The sequence below is a fragment of the Acidaminococcus fermentans DSM 20731 genome (assembly GCF_000025305.1).
In the GTDB taxonomy this organism is placed as follows: Bacteria; Bacillota; Negativicutes; order Acidaminococcales; family Acidaminococcaceae; genus Acidaminococcus; species Acidaminococcus fermentans.
Genome location: NC_013740.1, coordinates 91,622 through 103,830, shown reverse-complemented (window position 1 = coordinate 103,830; position 12,209 = coordinate 91,622). Strand labels below are relative to the sequence as shown.

The 12,209-nt window shown below is 58.7% G+C and carries 11 protein-coding genes; all 11 read right to left on the bottom strand.

The features are described 5' to 3' along the window. Nucleotides 1–78 precede the first annotated feature (78 nt). The 11 genes from garD to ACFER_RS00405 all read right to left on the bottom strand — a co-directional run bounded on the left by garD (nucleotide 79) and on the right by ACFER_RS00405 (nucleotide 12,193). The gene (gene garD / locus ACFER_RS00455; protein ID WP_012937482.1) at nucleotides 79–1,599 is read right to left on the bottom strand and encodes a galactarate dehydratase; all 1,521 of its coding nucleotides are present in this window, start codon (nucleotides 1,597–1,599) and stop codon (nucleotides 79–81) included. 17 nt (nucleotides 1,600–1,616) lie between these two features. Then, nucleotides 1,617–2,930, bottom strand: coding sequence for a nickel pincer cofactor-dependent isomerase, group 22 (locus ACFER_RS00450; protein WP_012937481.1), 1,314 nt, complete (start codon nucleotides 2,928–2,930; stop codon nucleotides 1,617–1,619). A gap of 411 nt (nucleotides 2,931–3,341) precedes the next feature. After that, nucleotides 3,342–4,661: an acetyl-CoA hydrolase/transferase family protein gene (locus ACFER_RS00445; RefSeq protein WP_012937480.1), complete on the bottom strand. Its 1,320-nt coding sequence runs from the start codon at nucleotides 4,659–4,661 to the stop codon at nucleotides 3,342–3,344. Between the two features lie 158 nt (nucleotides 4,662–4,819). Continuing rightward, nucleotides 4,820–5,173 (bottom strand): VOC family protein, encoded by a 354-nt coding sequence (locus ACFER_RS00440; RefSeq protein ID WP_012937479.1) that lies wholly within the window; start codon nucleotides 5,171–5,173, stop codon nucleotides 4,820–4,822. A gap of 58 nt (nucleotides 5,174–5,231) precedes the next feature. Then, nucleotides 5,232–6,917 (bottom strand): dihydroxy-acid dehydratase, encoded by a 1,686-nt coding sequence (ilvD, locus tag ACFER_RS00435; protein ID WP_012937478.1) that lies wholly within the window; start codon nucleotides 6,915–6,917, stop codon nucleotides 5,232–5,234. A gap of 35 nt (nucleotides 6,918–6,952) precedes the next feature. Next, a complete protein-coding gene (locus ACFER_RS00430; protein ID WP_012937477.1) occupies nucleotides 6,953–7,483 on the bottom strand; it encodes a 2-oxoacid:acceptor oxidoreductase family protein in 531 nt (176 codons plus the stop codon). 2 nt (nucleotides 7,484–7,485) lie between these two features. Further along, nucleotides 7,486–8,301, bottom strand: a complete 816-nt coding sequence (locus tag ACFER_RS00425) for a thiamine pyrophosphate-dependent enzyme (RefSeq protein WP_012937476.1) — start codon at nucleotides 8,299–8,301, stop codon at nucleotides 7,486–7,488. Further along, the gene (locus ACFER_RS00420) at nucleotides 8,301–9,446 is read right to left on the bottom strand and encodes a 2-oxoacid:acceptor oxidoreductase subunit alpha (protein ID WP_012937475.1); all 1,146 of its coding nucleotides are present in this window, start codon (nucleotides 9,444–9,446) and stop codon (nucleotides 8,301–8,303) included. The genes ACFER_RS00425 and ACFER_RS00420 overlap by 1 nt, the downstream gene beginning before the upstream one ends. Further along, nucleotides 9,446–9,643: a 4Fe-4S binding protein gene (locus tag ACFER_RS00415; RefSeq protein ID WP_012937474.1), complete on the bottom strand. Its 198-nt coding sequence runs from the start codon at nucleotides 9,641–9,643 to the stop codon at nucleotides 9,446–9,448. Before ACFER_RS00415 ends, ACFER_RS00420 begins: the two co-directional genes overlap by 1 nt. Before the next feature lie 47 nt (nucleotides 9,644–9,690). Next, nucleotides 9,691–10,650, bottom strand: coding sequence for a hydroxyacid dehydrogenase (locus tag ACFER_RS00410; RefSeq protein WP_012937473.1), 960 nt, complete (start codon nucleotides 10,648–10,650; stop codon nucleotides 9,691–9,693). A gap of 130 nt (nucleotides 10,651–10,780) precedes the next feature. Continuing rightward, a complete protein-coding gene (locus tag ACFER_RS00405) occupies nucleotides 10,781–12,193 on the bottom strand; it encodes a GntP family permease (RefSeq protein WP_012937472.1) in 1,413 nt (470 codons plus the stop codon). Between the last annotated feature and the right edge of the window lie 16 nt (nucleotides 12,194–12,209).

Below are 12,209 nucleotides of genomic sequence, written 5' to 3'. Positions count from 1 at the left end.
AGCTGTCAGCTGGCCGTTGACCGCTGACAAATAAAAAGGAGCGTTGCACGGAACGTGCAACGCTCCTTTTTTATTATATCACGTAATCGGTGCCGGGTTGAAGATGCACAGGTCGTTGTGGAAGCCGTACTGATCGCTGTAGGGCTTCTTTTTGCCGCTGGCCACATCCAGGATGAAGTTGAAGATCTCCGTCCCCACTTCCGGAATGGTGGCTTCCCCGGTGGCCACGCCGCCGGCGGAAACATCGATCATATCGAACCAGTTGTCCTTCATTTCGTTCCGGCTGCACACCTTGATCACCGGTGCAATGGCCAGGCCGTAGGGCGTGCCCCGTCCGGTCATGAACACCTGGAGGCCGATGCCGGAAGCCAGCTGGCTGGGGCCGCAGACAATGTCGCTGGCCGGGGTGGCCGCATAGATCAGCCCGTGTTTCGTGGGCTTTTCCGCCGGGGACAGCACTTCCACAATGGGGCTGGTGCCGCTTTTGGCAATGGAGCCCATGGCCTTTTCCACAATGTTGGCCAGGCCGCCTTTCTTGTTCCCCGGGGTGGGGTTGGCATCCCGGTCCACGCCCCCTTCGGCCAGGTAGTCATCATACCATTTCATTTCCGCCGCCAGTTTGTCCCGGACTTCCCGGTTCACGCAGCGGGCCGCCAGCATGGGCACCCCGTCCCGGACTTCCGTCACTTCACTGAACATCACCGTGCCGCCGCCCTTGACCAGCATATCCGCCGCATACCCGGCGCTGGGGTTGGCCGTAAGCCCGGAAAAGGCATCGGAGCCTCCGCACTGCATCCCCACCACCAGTTCGCTGAGAGGCAGTTCTTCCCGCCGGCGCTTCTCCAGTCTCTGCAGTTTCTTTTCCGCCATGTCCAGGATGGCCTGCATCATGGCATCATGACCGTGGCAGTCCTGGAGGGTCAGGCAGTTGTCCGGATTGATTTCTTCCGGTTCCAGCAGCCGGTCATAGGTAAGCTTTTCGCAGCCCAGTCCGATGACCATGATCTCCCCGCCGAAATTGGGATGGCGGATCAGGTTCCGGACCGCCCGGATGGGAATCTTGGCCATGGGAGCATTGATGGCCACCCCGCAGCCGTAGGGATGGTTCACCGCCACCACATCATCCACATGGGGATATTTGGGCAGCAGTTCCCGGCGGATCCGGTCCACTGCCACATTCACCACCCCGGCGGCACACTGGACGGTGGTCACGACCCCCAGCAGGTTCCGTGTCCCTGCCGGGCCTTTTTTGTTCCGGTAGCCCCACCAGGTGGTCCGTACCGGATCCGGCAGTTCTTCCGGCGGCACGATGTGGGTGGCATAGGGCAGATCATGGAGAGCCGGGCTTTCCGGCAGATCCAGCATATGTTCGTTGATCCAGCTTCCCTTGGGGATATCATCCCTGGCATAGCCCAGGACCACCCCGTACCGGATAATCTCTCCCCCTTTGGGAATGTCCGTCAGGGCGATTTTATGGGCCTGAGGAATGGGCTGGAGGGAAACCACGCCCGGCAGCACTTCCGTGCCCACAGGCAGGTCATGGACGGCAATGGCCACATTGTCTTTCTCTTTGACCCTGATTACAAGCGGTGCAGTCATAGTATCTTCTTCCTTTCTCAGATTTTCGTCAGCAGCGTCCCGTTATCGTCAAAGGCCAGAGGCGCCGGCTCATCCAGGGCTTCCAGATGAGGGTACTTTCCGGCTCTGACGGCTTCATAATAGCTTTCGCTGAGCATCACCGTCCCGATGTGGGAGGTGTTGGGGATCCGGACCACCCGGACTTTTGCCGGGTCCCGGTCCACCCCGTTGGTGGTGCGGATGCACAGCTGGATGGCTTCCTTGTCCGTAGGCACCACAAAGGGGATCATCCCGGATTTGAACACCGTGTTGGTGACGATGTTGGGATACATGGCATCCATATCGATCTTGTTGAACAGCCGGGCGGTGATGCAGTTGGCCAGGCCGATGCCCAGGGCGTTCCCGTGGGAAGCTTCCGACAGGTCCAGGAAACAGGTCCGCTGGACCTTCAGTCCCCCGTGGGCGTATTCCGTGGAGAAAGTCCCGGCAATGTTGGGATCCACCCCGGTGCCGGAATAGTTCTTCCCGATTTCATCCACCACCAGCACGTCCGCTTCCTTCACCAGCAGGGAGGGCATGTTGGCAAAAGCGAACTTCAGCCATTCCGCTTCTTCCTCGATGAGATGGGGGGTATCGATGGCCACGATTTTGCAGGTTTCATCATAGGCATTCTCAATGGAGGGGATGGCGAACAGGATGGGTGCCTTTTCCAGGAACACCTGGGCCATGGAAGGGATGTGTTCCGCAATCTTTCCCATGCCGTCGGCGTGGACATTTTCCGCCCCTTTCTGTTTGCCCAGGCCCACCGCCATCATTTTGCAGGGGCCGCTTTCCACTTTGCCCCGGAAGGCATTGTGGGGCTTCAGCCGGCAGGAGACGATGATCCCGTCCGCCTCATAGGCGTTTTTGTCCATGTACACCGGCCGTCCGGACTGGCTCATGCCCAGGTAGACCGTTTCCATGCTGCTGCGGATCTCGCAGCCCATGGCTTCTTCCGTAATGCCGTAGCCGGCCAGGATCTCCCGCTGGCCTTCCGCCGTGGCACCGCCGTGGCTGCCCATGGCCGGGACGATAAAGGGACGGGTGCCCCGCTCCTTGCAGAATTCCACAATGGACCGGGTGATCAGGGCCACATTGGCGATGCCCCGGCTGCCGGCGGTAATGGCAATGGTCATCCCCGGCTGCAGTTTGCTCACAAAGGGCTCCCGGCTCATTTCCGCCCGGACCACACCGGGGATTTCCTCCGGTGTCAGCACCGGACGGGGAAAGGTCTGCCGGGCCCGGAACATCCGGGGTAGAGGAACATTTTCCAGCAGCTGGGACACAACCCCGCCTCTGGTGGTAATGCGCATGATTTCCAGCCTCCTTCAGATGCAAAACGCTGTCCAAAGAACAGCGATCCGTACAGATTTTTCTGATACCTTTATTGTACGGGAAGAGGGAGTATAAATCAAATTCATTGTTTTTAGATGATTCATTAAATATATTAAGAGGCTGCCGCAAAGCAGCAGCCTCGGTCAATAGTCAATAGTCAATTGCCCATGAAAAGAACCCTCCCTTACGGTCAGGTTCTTTTGATCGTGTAAACCTGTAGGGGCCGCACGCATGCCACGGCGATTTTTTTGCCGGGTACAATGGGTTCTTTTGATTGTGTAAACCTGTAGGGGCCGCACGCCGGGCGGCCCGCAGGAAGCACGGTTCCATTGCCCATATTCAATAAAATTTGCCTGTAATTTTTTCCCTTCGACCGTTGACCATCCTCTTTAGCAGAACGTCTTGTCCGCGTATTCCTGGAGTTCGGCCCGGAAATCCGGATGGGCTACGGCGATCATGGCCTGGGCCCGTTCCTTCAGGGAGAGCCCGGTGAGATGAGCCACCCCGAATTCCGTGGCCACGTTCTGGATCAGTGCCCGGGGACCGGCGATGGAGCTGCCGGCGGCAATGGCCGGGACGATGTTGGAATGACGGACCCCTTTCTTGTCCACCCGGGAGGATTCGATGCAGATGTAGCCGGCTCCCCCATGGGACAGGAAGGCCCCTTCCAGGAAGTCCAGCTGGCCGCCCACTCCGGACAGCTGCCGGGTCCCGATGGATTCGGCATTTTCCTGGCCCATGAGATCCAGCTGCACCCCGCCGTTGATGCTGATGTAGTTGGAGATCTTTTCCATGATCCGGGGATTGTGGACATAATCCACTTCAGCCGGATAGAACAGCTCCGGTTTTTCCTGGAGCCAGTCATACAGTTCCTGGGAACCGCTGGCCAGGTTCCAGGTGGCCAGACCGGTCTGGTCCTCTTTCCGGTCGTTGGTCAGTTTGCCGGCCTTGTACAGGGCCAGGAAAGCGTCACTGATGGTGCCGGTATGGCATCCCAGGTCTTCCCGGTCGGACTGGGCCAGGATCTGGGCAATGGTGAAGGGGATGGTTCCCACCCCCAGGGACAGGGTGGCTCCGTTGGGGATTTCCGCCACCACGTTCCGGGCAATCTGCAGATCCGCTTCCGATGGGGTCCGATACCCGGAGGTGCACAGGGGAGCGTGCTCCCCTTCCACGATGATGTCTGCTTCGTCCAGGGAAACCCGGTGAGATCCGTCCACCCCCTGGAGGGTGGGCATGTGTTCATTGATTTCGAAGATCACGGTCCGGGCCTTCTTCATGATGGTCTTCCAGCAGTAGCTGGCCAGCCCCAGGCCGCAGTATCCATTGGCATCCGGCCGGGACACGGGCACCACGGCCACATCCACGGTCAGGTAGTCCCGGTACATTTCCGGCAGCAGCCGCAGCATCATGGGAACGAAATGGAGCCGGCGGGCGGTGAACATCTTCCGTTCATAGCCCCCCAGATGCCAGCTGTAATACTGGAAATGCTTCATTTCCGGATCACAGTCGATGGTATGGATGATGGGCCGGTACACCAGACCGCCCCGGATCTTCACATCCTGGAGTTCTTCCTTCCGGGCGGCCAGGGCTTCGTCCATCAGTTCCGGGAACCCGTTCCCGAACCCGAAATCCACCCAGTCCCCGCTTTGCACCGCCTTGGCGGCTTCCGCCGGCGTCTTCACTTTGTTTCGATATTTTTCCAGCATAGTTTTCCTCCCAGCTCTTCGCTCTTCACTCTTCAATCTTCAATCTTCACTCATAATGATACCACGAAACGCCGGAGCCCCCATTGGCGAAGGGGCTCCGGCGTCATTCATCAGAGGGGTTGGTTTCATACCAGTTGAGGGATGGTCGTCCACACTTTTTATTTGGTGAGATGGAAGGAAAAGCCTCCGATATCCCCGTCCAGATAGACGAAGATGACTTTTCCGTCAGCATCCCGGCGGATGGTTTCCTCCTTGAAGGAAATCCCCTTCCGGGCCAGGTCCGCCATGGCCAGCTCCACATCTGGAGTCTGCAGGGCTATATGGCCATGGTGGCCCCGGGTGCTGTCCTTCATCACCTCGAACATATTGGAAACGAAGATGTGTGTGTCATTTTCATTTCCCGGTTCCAGGTCAAACAGACTGCATAAGAGGGATACCAGCTGTTTGGCCTCTTTTTCGTTTTCACAGTTGATGCCCACATGTTTCAGCTTGTAGGTGATTTTTTCTGCCATGAGATGTGCCTCCTGTAAGGAAGGGAACGCTGTTATGGGAACGTTCCCTGTTTGCTTCTTATTTTACCTGAAGGACGGCCCCTTTGTCAGCAGAAGATACCAAAGCTGCATATTTTTTCAGCATGGGGGAGGTGGCTTTCACCACCGGTTTGAAATGCTTTTTCCGTTCCGCCAGTTCGGCGTCGGAAACATCCATGGTCAGGCTCCGGTTGGGGATGTCGATATGGATCACGTCCCCATCCTGGATCAGGCCGATGGGACCGCCGGCAGCGGCTTCCGGAGAAACGTGACCGATGCATGGCCCCCGGGTGGATCCGGAGAACCGTCCATCGGTGACCAGAGCGGTGCTTTCGTCCATGCCCCGGCCCACCAGGAGGGCAGTGACCAGGAACATTTCCCGCATGCCGGGACCGCCTTTGGGTCCTTCATACCGCAGGACGATGACCGTCCCGGGCTGGATTTCCCCGGCTTCGATGGCCGTGATGGAATCTTCCATGCTGTCGAACACCCGGGCTTTGCCGGTGAACACATGCATGTTGGGTTTCACCCCGCTGGCCTTTACCACGGCGCCGTCGGGAGCCAGGTTCCCTTTCAGGATGGCAATGCCCCCTTCTTTGTTCTTGGGTTTGCTCCGGGGGAAGATCACGTCGTTTTCCACCAGAGGCTGGGCGGCAATGTTTTCCTTCAGAGTGTGGCCGGTCACGGTGATATGGTCATCAAGTTTATCTTCGATGGCCCGGAGTACTGCAGGCACCCCGCCGTTGGCGTGGAGCACATCCACCGCATACTGGCCGGAAGGACGCAGGTTGCACAGATAGGGTACTTCCCGGCTGACCCGGTCGAAATCTTCCAGGGTCAGGTCCACATGGGCTTCATGGGCAATGGCCATCAGATGCAGCACCGAGTTGGTGGAGGCGCCCATGGCCATAACGGCCTTGACCGCATCCAGCAGGGCGGAACGGGTCAGGATATCCTGGGTGGTGATGCCTTCCTTCACCATGGCCACGATCCGTTTGCCGCTGGCCCGGGCCAGTCTCCGTTTTTCCGAAGACACGGCCGGGGAGGTGCCCATCCGGGGCAGGGTCAGCCCCAGCACTTCCGCCAGGCAGCTCATGGTGTTGGCGGTGCCCATCATGGAGCAGGAGCCCACCGTGGGCAGGGAAGCCATTTCCATCTTCCGCAGCTCTTCATAGCTCATTTTGCCCACCTGATACTGGCCCACGAATTCCCGCAGGTTGCTCAGGCAGATGTTGGTGTAGCCATCGCAGTTGCCGGCCAGCATGGGGCCGCCGGTGACGATGATGGCCGGGATCTTCATCCGGGCTGCGGCCAGGATCATCCCGGGGACGATCTTGTCGCAGGAGGCCAGCATCACCACGGCATCCAGCTGGTTCCCTTCCACCACGGCCTCCACGGAGTCCGCAATGATTTCCCGGCTGGGCAGAGAATACCGCATGCCGCTGTGCCCCTGGCACAGGCCGTCGCACAGGGCGATGGTGTCAAATTCCCGGGGGATCCCGCCGGCTTCCAGGATGCCGTCGCTCACATCCCGGGCCAGGTCCCGCAGGTGGATATGGCCGGGCACCAGTTCACTGAAGGAATTGGCGATCCCGATGATGGGTTTCCGGAAGTCGTCTTCTTCCAGGCCCATGCTGTACAGCAGAGCCCGGTTGCCGCTCCGGCCCACCCCGTTGACCATGATTCCACTGCGGTTGTTCTTGTAGTTCAGTTCATTTCCGCTCATGGATAATACCTCAATTCGTTGTCTGTAGGGTGCAATTATTCCAGGGTCAGTCCTTTTTCAAAAGCCTTCCGGTTGCTGTCGATGACTTTCTGTTTCCCGGCAAACCGTTTGGCAATGCCCTGTTCCACGCTTTCCGGCTTCAGGAGGCCGGTCTTTTTCATCATGGCTCCCAGAGCGATGAAGTTGGCGCTCTGGATGCTGCCCAGTTCCACGGCCAGTTTCCGGAACGGATGGCCGATGGCGGTGCCTTTGGCCCCTTCTTTGGGGGTCACTTCGTCAGAATCATAGAACACCAGGGTGTCATCGGTGAACTTGTCCACGTACCGGTCATAGGCCACCTGGGCCAGGCACAGGATCAGATCCGGCACAGCCACATTGGGATAGCCCACCAGCCCGTCGCTCAGGACCACGTCGGTCTTGGTGAAGGTGCCCCGGGCTTCTGCCCCGTAGGAAGCACTCATGGTGGCGTTGATGTTCTCTTCATTCAGGGAGGCAAGGCCCATGACTTCCCCAACGGAAACTACGCCCTGGCCGCCGACCCCAGACAATACGATTTCTTTTTTCATGGTTATCCCTCAATTCTGTTGGCATCGATGATCTTCTTGTAGTCCGTGTAGTAGTCGTCCCGCGGTGCATTCTTCAGGCACCCTACCACGATTTTGCCCTGGAGCTCTTCTTCGCTCATCTTGGCAGCCTGGGCTACGGTCACGCTCTGTTCGTTCATCAGCTGCATCATGTGGGCAGCTGCTCCCAGTTTGTTGAATTTCCCGTAATGGGTGGGGCAGGCGCTCATCACTTCGATCAGGGAGAACCCTTTCACCTGCATCCCTTCCTTGATCAGCTTCCGCAGCATCACCGGGTTGTAGGCAGTGGCACGGCCCACATAGGAAGCCCCGGCGGCAATGGCCAGCTTGCACACATCGAAGTTCTGTTCGATGTGGCCGTAAGGAGAGGTCTGGGTAATGCTGTGGGTGGGAGTGGTGCCGGAATACTGGCCGCCGGTCTGCCCATAGTTGTAGTTGTTGGAGATGATGGCCGTCACGTTGATGTTCCGGCGGGCTGCATGGATCAGGTGGTTGCCCCCGATGGTGGTGCCGTCCCCGTCGCCCATGGTCACCAGCACGTGCAGGTCCGGATTCCCCAGAGCCACACCGGTGGCAGCGGCCAGAGCCCGGCCGTGGGTCACGTGCATGCAGTTGATGTCCAGATAGTCATCCACCCGGCCGAAGCAGCCGATGCCGCTGACCAGAGCCATGTCGTGCTTGTCCACTTCCAGTTCCGCCATGACGGCAGCAATGGACTGGAGCACGATCCCGTGGCTGCACCCGGCGCACCAGGTCTGAGGCAGTTTGTCAAACAGCATATAGTCCTTGTAAGATTTCATTATTTTTCACTCTCCTCATAAACATCCACGATCTGCTGCGGGGTAAGCAGGATCCCGTCGGTCCGGTTGGCCTGGAGCACTTTGCAGCCGTAGTCGTTGTACTTCCGGACTTCCCCGGCCAGCTGGCCCAGGTTCAGTTCCGGCACGATGACGATTTTGGCCTGCTGCAGGGCAGCCCGGATTTCTTTTTCCGGCATGGGCCATACGGTGACCAGCTGCAGGAGCCCGGCTTTCACGCCTTTCTTCCGCAGGATTTCAATGGCGCTGAGGGAGCTGCGGACGGAGCAGCCGAAGGAAATCAGGACCACATCCGCATCGTCCATCTGGTATTTCCGGGTGATGGTGATGTCGTCCACGTGTTTTTCGATTTTGTCCACCAGGTAATGGGTTACCCGGTCGATGTTTTCCGGAGAGGGGCAGAATTCCCCTTTTTCGTCATGGGTGGAACCGGTGGTCCGCATCAGCAGGTCCCGGTCGCCCACGGCCACCATGGGAGCCACTTCCGTGCTGCTGTAGTCATAGGGACGGAAGTCTGCCTGGTTTTTGGTGGCAGGTGCTTTCCGGTTGATGATTTCGTCCGGTTCCGGTTCCCGGATGGTCAGGGTTTCCCGCAGGTGCCCCACCACTTCGTCCGCCAGGAAGATTACCGGGGTCCGGTATTTTTCCGCCAGGTTGAAAGCGGTGATGGACAAATCATAGCAGTCCTGCACGGAAGAGGGGCTGATGGCAATGATGCTGTGGTCCCCGTGGGTGCCGTATTTGGCCTGCATCAGGTCGCCCTGGGCCGGTTTGGTGGCAGCCCCGGTGGACGGGCCGCTGCGCTGTACATTGTAGAGGACGCAGGGCAGTTCGGACATAATCCCCAGACCCAGATTTTCCTGCATCAGGGAGAAGCCCGGGCCGCTGGTGGCGGTGAAAGCCTTCTTGCCGGCCAGGGAAGCCCCCAGCAGGGCAGCCATGGAGCTCAGTTCATCTTCCATCTGGATGTAGATCCCGCCGTGACGGGGCAGTTCCTTGGCAGCCGCCTTGGCCACTTCAGAGCTGGGGGAAATGGGGTAGCCCGCGAAGAACCGGGCACCGGCAGCAATGGCTCCAGCCGTCATTGCTTCATTGCCTTCCATGAATTTCTTTTCTACCTTAGCCATTATTTGACCTCCACTTCAATTGCAAAATCAGGGCAGCGCAGAGCGCACAGTTTGCAGCCGATGCAGGCATCCAGGTGAGCCACCTTGGGATAGCTGCCGTAGCTTTGTTCCAGCACCTGTTTGGGACACAGGGCGGAGCAGATGCCGCACTGCTTGCACAGTTTTTCATTGATGTTGATGGTGATGTCTTTGCTCATTGTCGATCCTCCCATACACTTTCCTGCAGCCTGGCTGCAGCGATCTATCAGGCTTTTTCCGGATGGTTGATGATGAATTTGGGCTCCCGGCCGTTCAGCAGGTCATCGATGGCCTGGGCACAGTTCATGGCCACGGCGTCCACTGCTTCTTCCGTCAGGGCTGCGGTGTGGGGGCAGCCGATGTAATTGGGAAGGCTGAACAGAGGCATGTCCGGGGTGGGCGGTTCCGTTTCAAACACATCCGCACCGGCAGCGGCGATCCGTCCTTCCTTCAGGGCTTTGTACACGGCCTTTTCATCCCAGATGGCTCCCCGGGATACGTTCAGGAGCACCGCCGTGGGCTTCATGTGGGAGATGGCTTCCTCATCGATGATGTGGAAGGTTCCCTTGTTCAGGGGCAGGTGGGGAGAAACCACATCCGCCTGTTCCATCAGTTCATCCAGGGTATCCACGAATTCCACCCAGTCCGGGAACTGGCTCCGGTCCACGAATTTGTCGTACACCAGGATCCGCATCTGGAATCCGAAGTGGGCGATTTTCACCGCTTCCAGGCCGATGGGCCCGATGCCGATGCTGCCGAAAGTCTTGTACCGGGCTTCGTGGGTTTCGATGGCATCCCGGCTCTTCCAGTTGCCCTTCCGGACTTCCTGGTTGAGCTGGGGAATCTGCCGGAAGCAGGCCAGCATCAGAGAGATGGCATGTTCCGCCACCGAATAGGTGTTGCACCCCCGGGCCAGTGTCACTGTGACGTTTTTGGCATCACAGGCGGCCAGGTCGATGTTTTCGTACCCAATGCCGTACCGGGCGATGATCTTCAGGTTCTTCCCGGCGTCCACCACGGTTTTGGTGTATTTCTCCGTCCGGGCGATGACGGCATCCACATCGGCAATGGCTTTGGCCAGGGAGGCCTCGTCCGTTGCTTCCGGGCTCACCAGTTCATAGCCTTTCTTTGTCAGGAACTCACGGGCCACCGGTTTCAGCGCCTTGGGCACCAGAATCTTGTACATGCTTACCCCTCCTATTGTTGATCCATAGTACGCAGTTTATCAGATTGTCACAGGGAATCATCCTCTGGGAAAACCAGGGAACCCGGTCTCTGGCTTTCCCAGAGGAGCTGCAGAAAGCAGCTCCTGTTTTTTAGATGAAATACTGGGCAACCAGCAGTTCCAGAAGCCCTACGCCGGCCATGATCATGGACACGGCAGTCTTGCACTGGAGCTGTTCTTTCAGGTCGCTGACACCGAACATTCCGTTCCAGACCCAGAACCCGGAGTCGGTGAAGTACCCGAAGGAAATGGCGCCTACGCAGCAGGACAGAGCCATGAGCAGCGGGCTGATGGTCAGCTGGCTCATCAGAGGCATGGTCAGGGAAGCGGAAGTCACGATGGCCACCGTTGCGGAGCCCAGGCAGATCCGCATAAGAGCGGCGATGCAGAAGGGGATCAGCACAGCCGGTACCGGCCAGGTCACAACCATCTGGCCCAGCACATTGCCGATGCCGGAAGCCCGGACCACATAGCCCAGAGAACCGCCCACGCCGGTGATCAGCATGATGATGCCGGTATCCTTGATCCCGTCATCCATCATCTTCAGGACTTCCTTGGTATCCCGGTCAGAAACCAGGCCGTAGATGGCGATCAGGGTCCCGATCATCAGGGCCACAATGGGGCTGCCGAAGAGGGCCACAAAGTAGTAGTACCCGGCACTCTTGTCCGCGCCCATCAGATCCAGCACCGTCTTGGTCAGGATCATCACCAGGGGAACCACGATGGGAGCGGCGGAAATGGCCAGTCCCGGCAGATCCGTCCGGTTCAGGAACTGATCCAGCAGTTCCGTGGAAGCCAGTTTCACCTGTTCGCCCTGCTGGGGACGAACGTATTCATCGTCTTCGTTGACCACCTGGTAGATCTTTTTGCCGATCCATTTGCAGTAGGGAACGATTACCAGCAGCATGGGGATACTGAGGATGGCGCCCCCGGCGATCATCTGGCCCACATCGATGCCCAGCATGCCGGCTGCGGTCAGCGGCCCCGGAGTGGGGGGCACCAGCACGTGGGTCAGCTGCAGGCCGCAGGCCAGGGACAGCCCCAGGCCGATGACGGATTTTCCGGTAACCTTGGAGATGGCTTTGCACAGGGGGCACAGCATCACCACGGCGGAGTCAGCGAATACGGGAATGGAAACCACCCAGCCGGTGACCCCCAGGGCCCATTCTTCATTGCCCTTGCCCACCAGTTTGATGAAGCTGATGGCCAGTTTTTCCGCAGCCCCGGATTTTTCCAGGATGGCCCCCATCATGACCCCCAGGCCAATGATGATGCCCGTACTGGACAGGGTGTTGCCGAAGCCGGTGCTGATGGCGTTGATGACGCCCACGGTGGTCTTGCCCGCCACCTTCACGGTGAGGATGGGCATGCCCCCGATGATCCCAGTGATCAACGCGGCGATCAGCATGGCGATGAAGCTGTGGACTTTTGTTTTTGCGACTAAGATAATCATAACCAGGATGCCCAGGCCCAGACCCAGGACCATCCGTGTGGATTCTGCCATTTTCTATTCCTCCGAT